The organism is Luminiphilus syltensis NOR5-1B (genome assembly GCF_000158175.1).
Classification (GTDB): domain Bacteria; phylum Pseudomonadota; class Gammaproteobacteria; order Pseudomonadales; family Halieaceae; genus Luminiphilus; species Luminiphilus syltensis.
In genome coordinates, this window is the sequence record NZ_DS999411.1 from 1,630,939 (window position 1) to 1,648,948 (window position 18,010).

Genomic DNA, 18,010 nt, shown 5'->3' on the forward strand with positions numbered 1-18,010 from the left:
ATCGGTGGATCCTGCGTACTCCATGCAGGTGGGTCAGGGTGCCGCCGAATCCTTCTGGCCGACAGTCTCCTCATCCTCCATCACCGCATCGTCGTCAAGATAGTCGGATTGGCCGCGCAGAAAGGTACGTGTATCGAGCATCAGGGCTTTCAGCGCAGGATCTTCCTCGGAGGCCGACTTCAGGTCTTCGCTACTCGCCCGACCCTTCAAAAATGCCGTTACCACCTCAAGCAGCACCGGTGTCATTTCAGGCTCCTGGTCCCAGCGGGTCATACCGGGCACCAGGTTGCCCTTCACCGTGTCGCCATTGACCCGCAGGTGGTAGCCACCACAGCCCGACAGGCGATAATCAAAAGGTCTGCCGTAGCTCTGGTTGGGCGTTGCCGGGTCAAAGTTCTCCGCAGCGTCGGCTTCGATACGAAACAGCGCCATGACCCAGCGGCTCTCCTCTGGAAACCGCTCAACCTCCGGTCGACAGTAGCTGCCGGTCTTCATCCACACGCGAATCGGGTTGGGGTAGGCCAGCCCGTGCAGTGTGGATTCGATCTTGAGGTCCACTGCATTGCCGCGTGTGGCGACAACTTCACCGAGTACCACGGCGTCGGTGTTTTTGGCCACCTCGGCAAAGCTGCCTTGCCAAAGGCAGCTGCAGTCACCGGGGTCGGCGAGGGACACATTGGTGAATCCGGTGAGTAATGCCACCAGAAGCGCCTGTCGAGTCATCGCTGCCTTACCCAAGGCGGGCTCAGCCCTGAAGCAACCGCGCAGCATCGAGAGCGAAGTAGGTCAGTACGCCATCGGCGCCGGCGCGTTTGAACGCCAGCAGGGATTCCAGGGTTACCGCATCCCGCTCCAGCCACCCGTTGGCAAAGGCCGCCTGGTGCATGGCGTACTCGCCACTGACCTGATAAGCGAAGGTCGGAACCTGCAACGTTTCCTTGATACGCCGCACGACATCCAGATAAGGCATACCGGGTTTGATCATGATCATATCGGCGCCCTCGGCGATATCGAGGGCACACTCGTGTACCGCCTCATCGCTGTTGGCCGGATCCATCTGGTAGGTCTTCTTGTCACCACCCTTGATGTTCTCGGACGAGCCAACGGCATCGCGGAAGGGGCCGTAGTAACTGGATGCGTATTTCGCAGCGTAGGCGAGGATCATGGTATTGATGTGCCCCTCGCGCTCCAGCGTGTCGCGAATGGCGCCAATGCGGCCATCCATCATATCTGAAGGAGCCACCACATCGGCGCCGGCCTCGGCATGGGACAGGGCCTGGCGAACCAGGGTGTCGGTAGTGACATCATTGATGACGTAACCCGCTTCATCGATGATCCCGTCCTGTCCGTGAGTGGTGTAGGGGTCGAGTGCGATATCGGTAATGACGCCGAGCTCAGGGACCGCTGACTTGAGTTCGGCGATGGCGCGTTGCACCAGTCCGTCCGGCGCGTAGGCGGCAGCGGCATCGAGGGATTTCTGGTTCTGACCGACCACGGGAAAGAGCGCAAAAGCAGGGATGCCCAACCCTTGTGCTTCCCGCGCCTTGGCGATGAGCAGGTCGATGCTCAACCGCTCGACACCGGGCATGGATGGCACGGCCTCACACTCCCCGCTGCCTTCAAGCACGAAAACGGGGTAAATCAGATCAGCGGGAGAGAGTCGGTTTTCTGACACCAAAGCCCGGGCAAAGGCTTTGCTGCGAAGGCGACGGGGTCGACTGGCGGGGAAGGGACCTCGATGACTGACAGACATGTTCGACTCCTACAGCGCGGCAAAGGCAGCGGCCGCTGCATCGATGGTTTCGGCGATATCGGAATCGGTATGTGCGGACGACATAAAACCCGCTTCGTAGGAGGCGGGGGCCAGGTAAACGCCAGAATCGAGCATGCTGTGGAAGAAGCGGCCGAAGGCTTCGGTGTCGGCGGCTATGACCTGGCTGTATTGGGTCACTTTTTTCTCAGTGGTAAAGAAACCACCGAACATGGTGCCGAGATGATTGGTGGTAAAGGGCACCCCCGCTTTATCCGCAGCTTTCTGCATGCCTTCACAGAGTTCGGTAGTGTGCCGGAAGAGGTCGTCATAAAATCCATCGCGCGAGATAATATTCAGAGTGGCCAGTCCCGCCGCCATAGCCACGGGATTGCCCGAGAGCGTTCCCGCCTGGTATACCGGCCCAAGGGGCGATATGTGCGACATAATCTCTTTTTTGCCGCCGAAGGCACCCACGGGCATGCCGCCGCCAATAATTTTTCCAAGGCAGGTCAGGTCGGGTTCAATACCCAGGAATCCCTGGGCGCACTGGGTGCCAAAGCGAAAGCCGGTCATCACCTCATCGAGAATCAATACCGCGCCATTGGCCGTACACAGCTCGCGCATGCCCTCGAGATAGCCGGGCTCGGGCAATACACAATTCATGTTGCCCGTCACCGGCTCAGTAATTACGCAGGCAATCTCATCCCCCAGCTCATCGAAGGCCGCGCGCAGGGCATCGAGATCATTAAAAGGCAGGGTAACGGTGTGCTGGGCCAGAACGTCGGGGACTCCCGGGGAACTGGGCACGCCAAAAGTTAATGCCCCGGATCCGGCTTTGATCAGCAGCGAGTCGGAATGACCGTGGTAGCAGCCCTCGAATTTGATGATCTTGTCACGACCGGTATAGCCCCGGGCAAGACGAATGGCGCTCATCGTCGCTTCGGTGCCTGAACTGGTCATGCGCACGTAATCCATGCTCGGCACCAGAGCGCACAACTTTTCCGCCAGCTCGCATTCGATTTCGGTCGGGGCGCCGAAGCTGAGGCCATGCTCAGCAGTTTTGATCACCGCTTCCCTGACCTCGGGGTGATTGTGACCCATGATCATGGGGCCCCAGGACAGTACGTAATCGGTGTAGCGCTTGCCATCGACATCAAAAAAGTAGGCGCCATCGCTGCGTTCGATGAACACGGGGGTTCCGCCGACCGCCTTAAAGGCGCGTACCGGTGAATTTACGCCGCCGGGTATGTGTTTTTTTGCGCGTTCAAAAAGAATTTCAGACTGGGACATGATGCTCTTCGTATTGGATTGGGGGGTGGATTATTGCAGGCATGGGCGCTACTTGCATGTCGGACGTTGCCTGTCAGAAGGGGCGTATATAAACCAGGAGCACGATAGCAAACAGGAAAAGTACCGGGACCTCGTTGAAAAAACGGTAAAACACATGGGTTTTATTGTCTTCGCCGGCCATGACCCGACGCACATAGATACCGCACTGGATATGGTAGGCGACCAGTACTGCCACGCAGGCCAGTTTGGCGTGCATCCAGCCGCTGCTGAGATAGTAATCCGCCTGTGCACTGAGTCGCCACACGCCGAAACCGATAGTCAGCAGCATAAAGGGCGTGACAAAACGGTACAATTTTCGTGCCATGATGGCCAGGGTTGCTTTCGTTTCCGGGTGGTCCGCGGCGGCGTAATACACCAGTATCCGGGGCAGATAAAAGATCCCGGCGAACCACGACACCATAAAAATCACGTGAAAAGCCTGCGTCCAGAGCATGACGACCTCGAGTGAACGTGCGAAAGTGGCGACCCTTCAACACTAACAGAAGCGAGGGCAAAATGATCAAGGTTGGGATTGTTGGTGGGACCGGTTACGCGGGAGTCGAGTTGCTCAGGCTCTTACTGCGCCATCCACAGGCCTCCGTGGCAGTTATCACCTCCCGCGGTGAGGCGGGTCAGCGGCTCGACGCGTTGTTTCCGAACCTGCGCGGCGTCTGTGATCTGGCGTTCACCGATCCGGCTGACGGTGGTCTCGACGACTGCGACGTGGTGTTTTTCGCCACGCCGCACAATGTGGCGCTAAAAACCGTGCCCGATTTAGTGGAGCGGGGGCAGCGGGTGATTGATCTGTCGGCGGACTATCGACTCAGGGATGCCGCGGTGTGGGAGCAGTGGTACGGAGAGCCCCATACCAGCCCCGGGCTTTGTGCCGAGGCGGTTTATGGACTGCCGGAAATTACGCGTTCGCAGATCGTCGACGCCAGGCTGGTGGCACTGGCGGGTTGTTATCCCACCGCCATTCAGCTGGGCTTTGCCCCACTGCTCGAGGCCAAAGCGGTTGATACCAGCGGTTTGATCGCCAGCTGTGCGTCCGGCGTCAGCGGCGCCGGCAGGCAGGCAAAAATAGCGAATCTGGTGACCGAGGCGGGGGAGAGTTTTAAAGCCTATGGGGTTGCCGGCCACCGGCACCTTCCCGAAATTGAGCAGGGCTTGTCTGCGGTGGCCGGGAGCAGTGTGAGCGTGACCTTTGTCCCGCATCTTGTGCCGATGACGCGAGGTATCCATGCCACCCTGTTTGCGCAGCTGGAGGACGGAGCGCCGGAGGATTTACAGGATCTTTTCGAAAGACGCTATGCCGATGAACCCTTTGTCGATGTGCTCCCCGCAGGGTCGCTGCCTCAGACCCGAAGTGTGCGAGGTGCCAACACCTGCCAGATTGCAGTCACGCAACCTCAGGGGAGAGATACGGTTGTGGTCACCGCGGTCATCGACAACCTCGTCAAGGGCGCGTCGGGTCAGGCCGTACAGGCGATGAATATAATGTTGGGTCTGCCGGAGACAATGGGACTCGAGGTTATCGCGCTCATTCCCTGAGCGAGGGTGTCAATGATGTTCGGACAGCCCTTTCGCAAAACGATCCGGCGTGAGCATCCCTGGCGCGGCGCCTTGCTGCGCCTTGGATTTTTGCTGGGTACCTGCGGGCTGGTCGCTATTGCCTGGTTTGGCGGTAGTCACAGCGCAACACCCACAGCGAGTGGTCTCGATAGCAACGCAATCGAGGCGCAGGATCAATGGCGCGATGAAGTCGCACGGCTGACTACGGCTAATGCCGTCAATCGCGAGACCATCAGAACCCTGCGCGAAGATCTGGCGGAGCGGAATATCGCGCTTAGCGAGCTCGAACGCGAGGTGGCGTTTTATCGTGAGGTCATGGCACCCGAGGAGTTGGCGGGTGGAGTGATTCTGCGGCCGCCGCGTGTGCGTCAAGCGGCAACTCCCGGTGAATGGGATTATCAGTTTGTGGTACAGCAGGGTAGGCAGGGATCGGGTCCTCGCCGCGGCGAGCTGCGGGTCACTTTTTGGGGTGTTGAACAGGGGCTGCCCAAGCTGTACACACTCTCGGAGCTCGACGACGGTGCGGTAGATGGCGGTGTGGCGCTCAGTTTTCGTTACTTTCAGCGTCTCTCTGGTACGCTTAGGCTACCACCGGGGTTTGAGCCCGAGGGTATTGAGCTGCAGGCGGCGCTTCGCCAGCCGTCCACCGAGGTGGTCGAGGCGCGGTTTGAGTGGAAGGATGTGGTATTCGGCGATTGAGGCCGGTTTTTGACGCCGTGGGTGTAAGCGAGTTAGCCCGATCGGTGCAAACAGGAGGAATAGGGCATGAGGGGACGCAAGGAAAAACCGCTGGAGAGTGTTCAGGGGACAACGACACTGATTGCGCCGCAAACCGTGATCACTGGAGATATCCATTTTTCAGGCAATCTCGATATTGAAGGGCGCGTCGTGGGTAGTATTGTGGCGGACCCCGATGCCGAAGCCATGCTCCGCGTTATCGCCGGTGGTTCCGTCGAAGGGGAGATTCGTGCCCCTGCCGCGGTAATCAACGGTAAGGTCGCTGGGGATATCCATGCCAGTCAGCGGCTGGAGCTCGCCGATGAGGCGGAGGTTGATGGAGATGTCTACTACAACCTCATTGAAATGGCGGTTGGCTGCAAGCTCAATGGCGGCATGCGGCATGTTTCACCGGTGAGCGATGATCTTGCGCGCAAGCGAGAGGCGCGGGAGCAGGATCGCGAGGTAGGGCAATAACCTGTTGTTTATTATGGTTTTTCGGGAGAAATTGCCAACCTGCAAGCCTTGTTTTTCAGTCGAGGTAACACCATAGTAGGCGTGTGGGGCGGAGCCCGCTCCGCAATCCGCAGGAGAATGGAGCACCATGACCGTCGTCGAAGCCTTTGACCCGAACGAGATCCGCCTGACCGATAACGCTGTGCGTAAGGTGCGCACACTGGTGGAGGACGAGGAAAATCCGAATCTCAAGCTGCGCGTGTTTATCAGCGGCGGCGGGTGCTCGGGTTTTCAGTATGGATTTACCTTCGACGAGAATACCGCCGACGACGATATGGTGGTGGAAAAGGGTGGCGTGGTCGCCGTTATCGATTCGATGAGTTTTCAGTACCTGGTGGGGTCCGAGGTGGACTACACCGAAGGGCTGGAAGGCTCACGATTCATCATCAACAACCCGAATGCCGTGACGACCTGTGGTTGCGGTGCCTCGTTCTCGGTCTGAGACCGTTGATCTGATACGCGCGACCAACGCCGGGGTGGGTAGCTAGGGTGGATAGATAACCCCCAGTATTCGCGGGCCCTCTGCACCGGTTACTGTAGCCGCATCCACGGGCGTCCCGCTGATTGCCTGACTCGCCAGCCACGCGAAGGCGCTGGCCTCCACCCAATCCGGATGCAGTCCGAGCACCTCGGACGACACCACTTCTATCGTATCCAGCCGATCGCTCAGGCGTTGCATCAGCAAGCCGTTGTGAGCGCCACCGCCGCATACTGCGAGCCGCTGTGGCCGATACTGCGCCACACTCTCCGCTACGGTGCTCGCTGTGAGCTCCAGCAGGGTTCGCTGTATGTCCTCTGCGGAGGCCACTGTCGGCAACTGTGGCTCAAGCCAGCTCAGGTTGAAATATTCAGGACCGGTGCTTTTGGGTGGCGGGCGGTAAAAATAGGGATCGCCCTGCAGGCAGGCCAGCAGTGGATGATCGATTTGTCCCGTTCGCGCCCAGGCGCCATCCTCGTCGTAATCAAGGCCCCTGTGCTTGCGTATCCAGGCATCCATCAGCGTATTGCCAGGGCCGGTATCGAAGCCGGTGATCCGGCCACCGGCATCGAGCACCGTTACGTTGGCAATGCCGCCGATATTGACCACGGCGGAGCAGCGGTCGACAGGTGCGAGCAACGCACGATGAAACAAGGGGGCCAACGGTGCCCCCTGGCCACCCGCTGCCATATCCCGGCGCCTGAAGTCAGCGACAACGGGACACCCGGTGCGCTCGGCTATCCGATGGGGGTCGCCGATTTGGAGCGTAAATGGCGTTGCTCCATCGGGGCGGTGCCGGATGGTCTGGCCATGGCTGCCAATCGCGGCAATGTCACCGATCTGGCAACCGGCTTCCGCTATGACAGCCAGCGCGGCATCAGCCAATACGTCGGCCAGTGCGTGGTCGGCGACGCCCATGCGATCGATCTCGTTATCGCCTGGAAGCGCGAGATCTCTGAGTTGCTGCTGAAGCGACGCCGGATAGGTGGACGAGTGAGTGGCCACCAAACGTACGGTTTGGTCATCGATCTCAATGAGTGCGGCATCAATACCGTCGATGCTGGTGCCGGACATGAGTCCGACGTAGCGTTGCACCGGATTCAATCCGACAGCGCGAGCTTGGTTTCGCTACGCAGTGCGGCTAACTGCTGGTCGAAAGCTGCAATGTGGCTTCGGAATACGGGCAATTCACCACCGGGTAATGATTTCGCTTTGGGCAGCATCTTATGCACACTGCGGGGATTTCGATGGACGCCATTAACCAGGAATTCATAATGCAAATGCGGTCCGGTTGCGGCGCCGGTTGAGCCTACGGTGCCGATGACCGAGCCCTGGCTGACGCGATCTCCGCGTTTTACTTTCCGTTTGTGCAGATGCAGGTAATGGGTTTTGTAGGACTCACCGTGCTGGATAAAGACATAGTTACCGTTGGCCCGAGTGTAGCCGGCCTCCACCACACGACCGTCCCCTGCGGAGTACACCGGGGTGCCTCTGGGTGCGGCGTAGTCGGTGCCGCGATGAGGGCGCTTTGTTTTGTAAATGGGGTGTAGCCGGTTGGGATTGAAGTTTGAACTGATTCGGGTGAAGTCGACCGGCGCCATCAGGAAGGCCTTACGCATGCTGACGCCGTCCTCGTTGTAGTAGCTGGTGTCGCCGGCACTGTCGGTATAGCGATAGGCTTCAAAGCGTTCACCCTTGTTGGTAAACGATGCGGCAACGATATCGCCATCGCGCAACTTCTCGCCGTCGAGGAACTCTTCCTCGTAAACCAATTCGATGGTGTCGCCGACCCGGGGGTCGAGAACAAAATCAATGACGCCGCCAAAAATGCCCGCCAGATCCATAATGACGCGATTTGATAACCCCGCATCGGATCCCGCGAGGAATAGCGAAGAGGTGATCCGCAGGCGGGTACCGCGTTCCCGGACCTCGGGCTTGCGTTCCAAAACTTCGGTTACGAAACCCTGATCCCCTTTGACAAAGGTCGTCGATTTCAGGCGGGATTCGGTGTGCCTGACCGCAGCGAGGCGGTCGGATTCGTCCGTGAGAAAGGCGACGGTTTCGCCGGGATAAATCCGGCGCAGGGCTTTACCACCGTCGGCTCGGGTGACCTGATAGACGTCCCGATCCGTGTAACCGGCTCTCGCAAAAATAAGCGATAAATTGTCGCCGGAACGAACCGTTTCTTCATGCCACCGGGGGGCTGGCGGCGCTACAGGCATGGATTCTGTGGCTGACGAATCTTCGACGTCAACATTGAGGTTTGCCCCCGATAGCGTCAGCTCCGGGTTTACGGTTTTGATTTCGCTGGGCACAGGCCCGGTGACGACGAGGGTTGCCGCTTCCTGGGGCCCCGACGCCGCCAGTGCGATCAGTGCCACACCCGCGGTCGCGCCGATGACCGCCCACCAATGGCGTCGGTTATTCCAGGGGGAAACCGCCGTTCGCAGCGGTGTTGCGCCGCGAGGGCGTAGCCCTGGATTCTTTGTGAACGGCAGTTTCACTGCGCGCACCTCTCGCAATTGTCCATAACAACAACTCACTACCACCACTATACGGCATATGTACGAGCCGCAATAGTGTCCGGTTTCACCGGGTTGGGTTTGTGTGATAATGCGGCCCCTTAACCGCCACGCCACTACTCTGCTTTATGTCCAGCGCCTTACTTGAAGATCTTCGCGACCGCGGCCTTATATTCCAGATAGCCGGAGAGGAGCAATTGCCCGACTGGCTTGATGGGGGCCCAAGGACCCTGTACTGCGGTTTTGACCCCACTGCCGACAGCCTTCATATCGGTTCGCTGGTGCCGCTTCTGACCTTGCGGCGCTTCCAGCTCGCCGGACACAAGCCGCTGGCGCTGGTGGGAGGTGCGACAGGGTTGATCGGCGATCCCAGCTTTAAAGCCGCGGAACGGCAGCTGAATACCCCCCAAGTGGTGGCTGGCTGGACCGAGAAAATCCGTGAGCAGGTCAGTCGATTTGTCGATTTCGAAGGCGCCAACGCGGCTGAAGTGGTCAACAATCTCGATTGGACCGGCAATGTGGATGTGCTCTCCTTTCTCCGTGACATTGGCAAGCACTTCTCGATTAACGCCATGGTGCAGAAGGAGTCGGTCAAGCAGCGGTTGGAGCGCGAGGGTGAAGGGATCAGTTTTACTGAGTTTACCTATATGATTCTTCAGTCATTCGATTTCTCTGAGCTCTACCAACGGTATGACTGCACCCTTCAGATTGGGGGGTCAGACCAGTGGGGAAACATTACTGGTGGCATTGATCTTACCCGGCGTCGATTCGGCGGACAGGTCTTTGGTATGACGCTTCCGTTGGTCACCAAAGCCGATGGCACCAAGTTCGGAAAGACCGAGAGCGGCACGATTTGGCTGGATCCCGATCGAACCTCGCCGTACGCGTTTTATCAGTTCTGGCTCAACACGGCGGATGCCGATGTGTACCGCTTTCTTCGCTACTTCACGTTTTTATCGGTTGAAGAGATAGCCGCCATTGAATCGGCGGACTCGGAGCGGCAGGGGAGACCTGAGGGACAAGGTATTCTCGCAGAGCAGGTCACTGCCCTCGTCCATGGTGATGCGGGCCTCACGGCAGCCACGCGGATTACCGGGGCACTGTTTAGCGGGGAAATGACCGCACTGTCGGCCGACGATTTCGAACAACTGCGACTCGATGGACTGCCTTCCAGCGAGATTACTGCGGCGGCGATGCCGCCCACGCTGACGCAACTACTCACCGAAGCCGGTGTTGTGGCATCGGGTAAGCAGGTCAAGGATGCCCTGGGTCGCGGGGCGGTTCTCATCAACGGCGTGTCCGTAGACGCTGGCCAGAACAATGATCCGCGGACCTGTTTCAACCCGGTTGCGTCGCTGCACAACCGCTACTTCTTGCTCCGCCTGGGAAAAAAGAAATATCACCTGTTTGTGCTGAAGTAATGACTGAGCCTCCGTTCAGGGATGAATCAGATAGCACCGTGGTCAGTATTGATGTGAAGGCGGCTTCGGCCGCCGATTTTATGCCCGCCGATGCGGTGACGTTTCAGCGCATACAGCAGGAGCTTCTCAGCGCCGCCCAGGTGCTCGACGGCCTGGCGCCAGCGGTCACCGTTTTCGGCAGCGCGCGTTCCTCTCCAGATAGCTGGGAGGCTCGCGCTGCCGGGGTGCTCGGTGGTCATCTCGCCCGAGCAGGTATCCCGGTCATTACCGGAGGGGGGCCGGGCGTTATGGAAGCGGCGAACCGTGGAGCCCATGAGCAGGGGGGAGTGTCGGTGGGCCTGAATATCGAGTTGCCGACAGAGCAGCAACCCAATCCGTACCTCACGCATGTGACGTCGTTTCGCTATTTTCTGACGCGAAAATTCATGCTGACGCGCTATTCCATGGGTTTTGCGGTATTTCCCGGTGGATTCGGCACCGCCGATGAGTTGTTCGAGCTGCTGGTGCTTTACAACACCGAGCGTACGGAGCGTCGTCCACTGGTCTTGATGGGTACGGCATTCTGGCGTGATGTCATTGATTGGGTCATGGACGTTCAGGGCGGGCTGGGGTATATCGATCCTGAAGACGTGGGGTTCCTCGAGTTGACCGATGATCCCGACGAGGCCGCTGAGTTATTGATACCCGCGAGCATTGGGAGGTCCACGTGAGCGGCTTGTGCCAATGGGCTGACAAGTACTGAGGGAGAACCGATTTGCTGCCCGCGATATTTGGATTTTCAGGTCCGGAGCTCACTCCTGAAGAGCGCGCATTTTTCCGGCAAGTCGACCCGCTGGGCTATATCCTGTTTGCGCGTAATGTGGTCGGCAGGACGCAGCTGAAGCAGCTGACAGCCTCGCTGAGGGATATCTCGGGGCGCAGCGATGTTCCCATTCTTATCGACCAGGAAGGCGGTCGGGTAGCGAGAATGGGTCCACCCGAATGGTCCACGTATCCCGCAGCCGGGAAGATAGCCGCGCTGTTTGATCGTGACCCGGAGGCTACCCTTGCCGCTATGCGCCACAATTACAGGGCGCTGGGCCTTGATCTTGCCGAAGTCGGTATTTCGGTGGATTGCGCGCCGGTGCTCGATGTGCCCGCGGCGGGTGCCCACTCGGTGATCGGCGATCGCGCACTCGGCACCACTCCCGAGCAAATAGGGTTGCTGGGAGGGGCCGTTCTCGAAGGCCTCGCCGACGCGGGCGTCGTGGGTGTAATCAAGCACATTCCAGGGCACGGTAGAGCGGAGGCCGACAGCCACCAGGAGTTGCCTGTCGTGAACGTTTCCCGTGAGGAATTAGCGCGGGATCTGGCCCCTTTTCAGGCCCTCGCCGGTGCGCCAATGGCAATGACCGCGCATATTCGTTACCCCTGCTGGGATACCGACCAGTGTGCCACCCTGTCAGCGACGATTATCAGGGACGTTATCCGCGGACAGGTAGGATTTGACGGCCTGCTCATGTCCGACGACCTCGACATGAAGGCATTGCACGGTAGTGTGCCTGAGTTGGCAAGCGAGGCGCTGCGCGCGGGCTGCGATGTGGCATTGAATTGCTGGGGCGATATGGCGGTGATGCGCGGGATTGCCGAGCAGTTACCCGAGGCGGATTCGCAGGCTAGGCGTCGTCTCACGCGGGCGATGGCAGGATATCGCCCGCTCGAAGGTGCCGCTGATATCGCGGAGCGCCGGGCAGAGGCACTGGCGCTTCGGGATAGACTACTGGCGCCGCTGGTGGTCTGACAGCAGGAGCAAACAAATGTCCGAACGAGCCATTATTGAGATACAGCCGAGCCGCCCCAGTCGCGACGGCGATCAGGTCTCCATACAGCGAGTGTCGCTGATGGGGCATGCCGGAACTGATCCCGTATTACTGATCGATGAGTTGAGATCGGAGCACCGGGATGACTTTTCCGGTGGGTTCCCGCCCCACCCACATCGGGGCATGCAGACACTGACCTACCTGAAGCGGGGCGGGATTGTTCACGAGGATAGCCTGGGTAATCGCGGCGAAATCTCTGGTGGCGGCGTGCAGTGGATGTCGGCCGGGCGCGGTGTGATCCACTCCGAAATGCCTACACTCGATACTCACGGACTGCACGGATTCCAACTTTGGTTCAATTTACCTGCAGCCAATAAAATGGATCCGCCTCGCTATCGGGATATCGGCGGCGATGCGCTGCCCGCCATTCAGGGCAGGGGCTTCGCGGCGACACTGATTGCCGGCCACTGGCGGATCAACGGTGTGTCCGGGGCCGGACCCCTGACCGAGTTGGCGCCACTGGGTTCACTGGTGGATCTTACTATTGAGCCCGGCTCTGAGGTCACCCTCGATACCGGGGAGGATGACACTGCGCTGGCCTACCTTTACGATGGGGCTATCGTGGCCCGCGAACGCATTATTGACGCGGGTAACGTACTGATCACGGGCGCGGGGTCAGATTGGTCGTTGTTGACCGGGGATACTGAAGCCCGTCTTCTGGTCATGAGCGGGCGACCCATTCGAGAGCCCGTCGTGGGTTACGGTCCCTTTGTCATGAATACCCGGGAAGAGATTGATCGCGCGATCACCGACTATCAGCGCGGTACGTTTTTGTAATGACATTATTTTCCGCAAAGGAGCGAGTTACCGTGTCTATGAACATTGCCAGGTATTTACCTGGGGTCTTTGCCATTACGCTCACCTTGCTCGCCGGCTGCGCTGCGACCCCTGACGATTCAGCGGTAGCGGAGCTCGACGATGGTCGCGTGGTGTGTAACGAGCCGCGGCCGCAGGTCTGTACCATGGAATATCGACCGGTGTGCGCTGAGCTCAAAGCAGGCGGCAGCAAAGACTATGCGTCGGGATGCAATGCCTGCGCCGATATAGCGGTCATCGCACATCGGCCCAACGCCTGCGTGGTGCCCTGATGTCCCTGACCAATCGAATATTGCTGGCAATGGGCCTGGCGATTGCGCTGGGTTCCGCGCTGGAGGCCCTGCTGACCCGATTATCGCCTGATTCGCTACTGTATCAATTCATCATGACCTGGTTGGTTGACGGCGTTTTTGATGTCGCCGGCCGCGTGTTCATTGCCTCATTGAAACTGTTGGTCGTCCCGCGGGTTCTGGTGTCATTGATTTGTGGTATGACGGCCTTGTCTGACAGTGCACGAATGGGCTCCATTGCCGGTAAGACCATCGGTCTGTACCTGGTCACCACAGGTATGGCCGTAACCCTCGGTCTCGCGGGCGCCCTGTTGGTGGGTCCTGGAAAGGGCATTTCGGTGGTTGCCGATGCGTCCTTCGAGCCCAAGCCGGCGCCGCCCTTTACCGAAGTACTCGTCAACATGTTCCCGACCAACCCGTTTCGGGCAATGGTCGAGGGAGAGATGCTTCAGGTCATAATTTTTGCGCTGCTGGTGGGTTTTGCGCTGACCCGTGCCGGCGAATCGGGTGAACGCATTGCTAACTGGTTCCGCGATATGGAGGCAGTGGTGATGAAAATGGTCGCCGTGCTGATCGAGCTGGCGCCCTGGGGCGTTTTTGCCTTATTGACCCAGCTTTTTGCCACGATGGGTTTTGGGACGGTGCTCGATCTGGCGGCGTATTTCTTTACCCTGGCAACACTACTGATACTGCATGGCGTGGTGGTTTACCCCCTGTTGATTCGGACGCTGACCCCTCTCGATCCGCGCAAGTTGCTGGTCAAGATGCGTCGGGCGTGGGCCTTTGCCTTCAGTACCGCGTCCTCGGGTGCCACGCTGCCGGTCACGCTGCGCACTGTTGAGATGCGCCTCGGTGTCAGTAAAAGCGTCGCCGGTTTTTCGGTGCCGTTGGGGGCCACCATCAATATGGATGGCACCGCCATCATGCAGGGCGTGGCCACCGTTTTTATCGCCCAGGTCTACGGCATTGACCTCAGCCTCACCCAACTGGTTATGGTTATTGTCACCGCAACCATGGCGTCGATCGGAACCGCAGCAGTGCCGGGCGTGGGGCTGATTACTTTGTCTTTGGTGTTGCAGCAGGCAGGTCTTCCGGTGGAAGGCGTAGCGCTGATTATTGGTGTGGATCGACTACTCGATATGATCAGAACGTCAGTGAATATTACCGGAGACGCCACTGTCGCCACGATTGTCGGCTATCGGGAAGGCCAACTCAACGAGGCGATTTACAACGATCCCCTCGCCGATCACGACCCCGATGATCCCAGTGAGAAAATAAAGGAGATGAAGCCATGAGCCTTGCCGTCACCATTGTCCCGGTGACACCCTTCCAGCAAAATTGCTCGGTCGTCAAATGTCGCAGTAGCGGTAAGCTGGCATTGGTTGATCCCGGCGGTGATATCGAGCGGTTGCAGTCGGCGATCGAGCAGCTGGGCGGCGAAGTCGAAAAAATCCTGCTTACCCATGGGCATTTGGATCATGTTGGAGCGGCGGGGTTACTTCGGGAGCAACTGGGTGTGCCCATCGAGGGGCCTCACCGCGACGATCTGTTCTGGCTCGATCAGTTACCCGAAAACTGCCGGGCAATGGGGTTGCCTGTCGCTGATGCGTTTGTGCCCGATCGATGGCTCGAGGGGGGCGATAGGGTAACGGTGGGTGATGCGGAAATGCAGGTTTTGCACTGCCCCGGCCACACCCCGGGACACGTCGTCTTTGTTCACGAGGATGACAAGATAGCCTTTGTCGGGGATGTGCTGTTCGCCGGGTCTATCGGTCGCAGTGATTTTCCCCGGGGCAATCATGATCAGTTGGTGGCGTCGATCAGAGAACGCCTTTTTCCGCTGGGCGATGATATTACGTTCGTGCCCGGCCATGGCCCCAATTCGACGTTTGGTCAGGAACGTCGCACCAATCCCTTCGTCGCTGACACCCGCTTCGGATAAAGCCAGTCAGTCGGTCACGACGGCCCGGAACTCAGCGAATAATCTTTACCCAATCGCCGATACGCGGCTCGCCACTGGGGTAATACCCATTGATGAGGCGCAGTTGGTCTTCGGCGTTGGAGATGCGAGCGCTACTCGACAGTGTTTCCATCGTGGCTCCCCGAGGTACCTGCACGTAGTGCAGTGTTCGGCTTTCACCGGTGACTCTCTCACGGGGTGACAGCGGGCGGAAGCTCTCGATAATGGTGGTCAACGCGGGATCATTAGCGGCGAAGTCGTTGCTCGAACCCTCAAACAGATAGCGGTATTTGTGGTCGATCACGCCGAGGCGCTTGCTGACACCATTGCTTGAGGCGATGGCCGTCGTGCCGGTGAGGCCGAACTTATCCAATTCGCGCAATTCGCTGAGCTCACCCTTGGCGCCACCCTTCAGCGTTTCTTCGGTGGATAAAGCCTCGTCGCGACGGGTCAGGGTAATCGTCATTTCACTGGTACCGTCGGGAGAGGTTGCGACTATTGCCTGAGCCCCCGCCTTCACGGTCCAGCCCTTGGGGTGTTCGAAGGTGAATGACAATTTATTGTGGTAATAACGGTTTTCTTCCCCCTGCGCCTGGGCACTGGCGCCAAATACCATGCCTTCAATCTGACGCCGGAATTCTCCAGGCTGTGCCGGGTCCTCTGCCTGCTCGTCGATATCGAGGGTGTTCGCGGTGCGGATGACCGTCTGCAGGCGCAAATCATTGCGCGGGTGACTGGCGTACAGTCCGTGATAGGTCCCAGTGGGTTTTCCCGAGGCCTTGGCCTGGGCCCGCCGGTACATTTCCTGGTCTTTGAGCACCCCAATCACCGATAGCAGGGCATCGGCGTCATAACCGGCGCGGTGCATGAACTCTGCTCCGGCCGCATCGGCCTCGAGTTCCATCTCGCGCCCGAAACCACTGATCACTTCAGCACCGTACATTTGCGCGGCGTCATAGAGCTCGCCACTACCGGTGAGAATATAGGCGGTAGTGGACACTACCGTGGACGTCATTTGCTGGGACTTGCGGCGCCCGTGATGATTTTCCGTGATGTGGCCGATTTCGTGGGATATCACGCCGGCCAGCTCCGCCTCGGTCTCAAGGTAGGCGAGCAACCCGCGATTAACGTAGATGAAACCGCCGGGCAGGGCGAAGGCATTGATGTCCGGTGAATCGAGTAGGGTGAAGGTGAATTCGGCATCGGGCATGCTCGAGTTGGCGACCAGGCGCTGACCGATCCGGTTGATGTATTCGGCGAGCTCTGGATCGTCGTAGATGCCAATGGAGGCAAGCAGCTTTTCGTGTTCCTCAGCGGTTACTGAGGGTACTTCAACGGCCCGGCCGCCCACCGATACCGTAGATGTACTTCCGCAGGCGGTTAAGGCCAGGACAAAAAATACAGTGAGTAAGCGTGACATATCAGTGGTTTGCCGACAGGTACTTCAGAAGTTGCTCGCCGAGACTTTCACAGGCCGTATCCTGCACTGGCGCGATAATGGGAATCGGAACGATGACCGCCGGCATATAACTTTGACCGCTGGTGGAGGCGGCCACGCGGCCGACTTCGGCGCGATCGGTGAAGTTCCAGATGGTGGCTTCGTAATCTGAGGCATTACCCCAGGTGCCAAAACCAAAACAGCCGGCGCCACCGGGACCCACGCCGCAGGTCATAGAGCCCGCACTGTTGGTCTCGATAGTCTTCCCATCAACCCAGATCATGTACTCGAGATCCAGGTCATCAAACCGCTTTGCCACCGGCGGTATATCGGTCAACCGATTGATATCCTGCGTACGCATCGGCGCGGTTCGCGGTTCGAACCAGGGATAGAGGGAATTGATGAACTCGAGCTCATCGACCACCCGAATCGTCTTATCACCCCGGCGAATGTGATCGCCTACGCACTCGATGAAGTCAAACTCGGTGTCGTAATCGGCGGCGTGTCGGCGCCCCAGAATCACTACCGATGCGTCACCCACGCCAGCGGTGGGTTCATTGAAGGTCATTTCATCGACGGTTGCATTTACGCAGCCGCCGAGAACGACGGTGAGGGCAAGCAGCAGCGTGCGATTCATCATGGCTGGACCTCGGATTCAGGTGGTGTACTCTCCATGGGTTCTGGTGGCTTTGCAGGAAGCGTTGCGGCCGCTGCTACGGGAGCGGGCACGGTTTTCGGCCTGTTTGATCGCTGTTGCAGCCAGTCGTTGACTTCCGGGATTCGCTCAAAGCTGGTGATAAAGTTCGCACCGGCGTCCCTCAGCGCGACGACAGCGGCAAGATTAACGGCCTGCTCATCGGACTGCAGAAAAGCGGTGGGGGTTTTCCCGTAGGCGGTCAAAGCGAATCGGCTAATCTCCTTGTCCTCTATTGATATGAACTGGAAACCATAGCGCATCCAGATCTCGTAGATCTTGATGTTGGTATGAAGCGGGATGGTGTATTGCAAATCCTGAATGCTGGGGACGATGACGGCATCCAGCTCTTTACGCCGTTTCTTCAATTGATCAAGATCGTAAATCCGTATTGTCTTACGGAAAGCGCCTGCAAATAGCTTGTCCCAGAAGGCGACCTGCGCCTCGCCCGTTTTTACCAGCCACTGAGACTCATTGCGGCCCTTGGCTTCGTCAAAAAACTCGTGGGCCGCAAATTCGTCGGAGTAATAAACACCCACAGTAATCGGCAGGGGCTCGACAACCGGTTTCGGAAAATTGCCCTTAACCTGAACCTGCTTGGCGCCACATCCGGCGAGGACCAGCAGGGCGCATAGGGTCGCCAAC

At 58.8% G+C, this 18,010-nt stretch carries 20 protein-coding genes; 11 read left to right on the forward strand and 9 right to left on the reverse strand.

From position 1 onward, the window contains the following. Nucleotides 1–33 precede the first annotated feature (33 nt). The 4 genes from NOR51B_RS07270 to NOR51B_RS07285 all read right to left on the reverse strand — a co-directional run bounded on the left by NOR51B_RS07270 (nucleotide 34) and on the right by NOR51B_RS07285 (nucleotide 3,536). Complete coding sequence (locus tag NOR51B_RS07270; RefSeq protein ID WP_195891481.1) at nucleotides 34–738, reverse strand: delta-aminolevulinic acid dehydratase; 705 nt, start codon at nucleotides 736–738, stop codon at nucleotides 34–36. A gap of 7 nt (nucleotides 739–745) precedes the next feature. Continuing rightward, entirely contained in the window at nucleotides 746–1,753 is a 1,008-nt protein-coding gene (hemB, locus tag NOR51B_RS07275) for a porphobilinogen synthase (protein ID WP_009019090.1), read from the reverse strand. A 9-nt stretch (nucleotides 1,754–1,762) separates the two neighbouring features. Beyond that, nucleotides 1,763–3,043 (reverse strand): glutamate-1-semialdehyde 2,1-aminomutase, encoded by a 1,281-nt coding sequence (hemL, locus tag NOR51B_RS07280; RefSeq protein ID WP_009020294.1) that lies wholly within the window; start codon nucleotides 3,041–3,043, stop codon nucleotides 1,763–1,765. 73 nt (nucleotides 3,044–3,116) lie between these two features. Then, nucleotides 3,117–3,536, reverse strand: coding sequence for a CopD family protein (locus tag NOR51B_RS07285; protein ID WP_009018997.1), 420 nt, complete (start codon nucleotides 3,534–3,536; stop codon nucleotides 3,117–3,119). A 62-nt stretch (nucleotides 3,537–3,598) separates the two neighbouring features. Between NOR51B_RS07285 and argC the strand changes: the two genes are divergently transcribed. The 4 genes from argC (at nucleotide 3,599) to erpA (ending at nucleotide 6,329) form a co-directional block, all read left to right on the forward strand. Further along, nucleotides 3,599–4,633: an N-acetyl-gamma-glutamyl-phosphate reductase gene (gene argC / locus NOR51B_RS07290; RefSeq protein WP_009020264.1), complete on the forward strand. Its 1,035-nt coding sequence runs from the start codon at nucleotides 3,599–3,601 to the stop codon at nucleotides 4,631–4,633. A gap of 12 nt (nucleotides 4,634–4,645) precedes the next feature. Continuing rightward, nucleotides 4,646–5,353 (forward strand): DUF6776 family protein, encoded by a 708-nt coding sequence (locus tag NOR51B_RS07295; RefSeq protein ID WP_009019199.1) that lies wholly within the window; start codon nucleotides 4,646–4,648, stop codon nucleotides 5,351–5,353. A 66-nt stretch (nucleotides 5,354–5,419) separates the two neighbouring features. After that, the gene (locus tag NOR51B_RS07300; RefSeq protein ID WP_009021110.1) at nucleotides 5,420–5,848 is read left to right on the forward strand and encodes a bactofilin family protein; all 429 of its coding nucleotides are present in this window, start codon (nucleotides 5,420–5,422) and stop codon (nucleotides 5,846–5,848) included. A 127-nt stretch (nucleotides 5,849–5,975) separates the two neighbouring features. Beyond that, nucleotides 5,976–6,329, forward strand: a complete 354-nt coding sequence (erpA, locus tag NOR51B_RS07305) for an iron-sulfur cluster insertion protein ErpA (protein ID WP_009019815.1) — start codon at nucleotides 5,976–5,978, stop codon at nucleotides 6,327–6,329. A gap of 42 nt (nucleotides 6,330–6,371) precedes the next feature. Here the strand turns inward: erpA and NOR51B_RS07310 are convergent, their stop codons facing one another. Continuing rightward, the gene (locus NOR51B_RS07310; protein WP_081444014.1) at nucleotides 6,372–7,460 is read right to left on the reverse strand and encodes an anhydro-N-acetylmuramic acid kinase; all 1,089 of its coding nucleotides are present in this window, start codon (nucleotides 7,458–7,460) and stop codon (nucleotides 6,372–6,374) included. Between the two features lie 5 nt (nucleotides 7,461–7,465). Next, a complete protein-coding gene (locus tag NOR51B_RS07315) occupies nucleotides 7,466–8,869 on the reverse strand; it encodes a peptidoglycan DD-metalloendopeptidase family protein (protein WP_230198424.1) in 1,404 nt (467 codons plus the stop codon). A gap of 146 nt (nucleotides 8,870–9,015) precedes the next feature. Here NOR51B_RS07315 and tyrS point away from each other — a divergent pair, with 146 nt between their 5' ends. Genes tyrS through NOR51B_RS07350 form a run of 7 tightly spaced genes read left to right on the forward strand, consistent with a single transcriptional unit; the run spans nucleotide 9,016 to nucleotide 15,215 of the window. Continuing rightward, nucleotides 9,016–10,308, forward strand: a complete 1,293-nt coding sequence (gene tyrS / locus NOR51B_RS07320) for a tyrosine--tRNA ligase (protein WP_009021503.1) — start codon at nucleotides 9,016–9,018, stop codon at nucleotides 10,306–10,308. Next, the gene (locus tag NOR51B_RS07325) at nucleotides 10,308–11,018 is read left to right on the forward strand and encodes an LOG family protein (RefSeq protein ID WP_009020948.1); all 711 of its coding nucleotides are present in this window, start codon (nucleotides 10,308–10,310) and stop codon (nucleotides 11,016–11,018) included. Before tyrS ends, NOR51B_RS07325 begins: the two co-directional genes overlap by 1 nt. Before the next feature lie 44 nt (nucleotides 11,019–11,062). Next, nucleotides 11,063–12,088: a beta-N-acetylhexosaminidase gene (nagZ, locus tag NOR51B_RS07330; protein WP_009021289.1), complete on the forward strand. Its 1,026-nt coding sequence runs from the start codon at nucleotides 11,063–11,065 to the stop codon at nucleotides 12,086–12,088. Nucleotides 12,089–12,104: 16 nt separating this feature from the next. Then, nucleotides 12,105–12,944 carry a pirin family protein gene (locus tag NOR51B_RS07335; RefSeq protein WP_009020817.1) on the forward strand — a complete coding sequence of 280 codons (840 nt, stop codon included), beginning with the start codon at nucleotides 12,105–12,107 and terminating at the stop codon, nucleotides 12,942–12,944. A gap of 38 nt (nucleotides 12,945–12,982) precedes the next feature. Next, nucleotides 12,983–13,255, forward strand: coding sequence for a hypothetical protein (locus tag NOR51B_RS07340; protein ID WP_009019196.1), 273 nt, complete (start codon nucleotides 12,983–12,985; stop codon nucleotides 13,253–13,255). After that, entirely contained in the window at nucleotides 13,255–14,568 is a 1,314-nt protein-coding gene (locus NOR51B_RS07345; RefSeq protein ID WP_009021466.1) for a dicarboxylate/amino acid:cation symporter, read from the forward strand. The genes NOR51B_RS07340 and NOR51B_RS07345 overlap by 1 nt, the downstream gene beginning before the upstream one ends. After that, the gene (locus tag NOR51B_RS07350) at nucleotides 14,565–15,215 is read left to right on the forward strand and encodes an MBL fold metallo-hydrolase (protein WP_009020246.1); all 651 of its coding nucleotides are present in this window, start codon (nucleotides 14,565–14,567) and stop codon (nucleotides 15,213–15,215) included. Before NOR51B_RS07345 ends, NOR51B_RS07350 begins: the two co-directional genes overlap by 4 nt. 31 nt (nucleotides 15,216–15,246) lie before the next feature. On the opposite strand, the gene NOR51B_RS07355 is transcribed toward NOR51B_RS07350, so the two are convergent. From NOR51B_RS07355 to NOR51B_RS07365, 3 genes are read right to left on the reverse strand one after another with little or no spacing between them, the layout of a single operon-like run. Beyond that, the gene (locus NOR51B_RS07355; RefSeq protein ID WP_009020124.1) at nucleotides 15,247–16,653 is read right to left on the reverse strand and encodes a M48 family metalloprotease; all 1,407 of its coding nucleotides are present in this window, start codon (nucleotides 16,651–16,653) and stop codon (nucleotides 15,247–15,249) included. Nucleotide 16,654: 1 nt separating this feature from the next. Then, the gene (locus NOR51B_RS07360; protein WP_009019757.1) at nucleotides 16,655–17,311 is read right to left on the reverse strand and encodes a hypothetical protein; all 657 of its coding nucleotides are present in this window, start codon (nucleotides 17,309–17,311) and stop codon (nucleotides 16,655–16,657) included. Beyond that, nucleotides 17,308–18,009 (reverse strand): hypothetical protein, encoded by a 702-nt coding sequence (locus tag NOR51B_RS07365; protein WP_195891482.1) that lies wholly within the window; start codon nucleotides 18,007–18,009, stop codon nucleotides 17,308–17,310. The genes NOR51B_RS07360 and NOR51B_RS07365 overlap by 4 nt, the downstream gene beginning before the upstream one ends. Nucleotide 18,010: the final 1 nt, after the last annotated feature.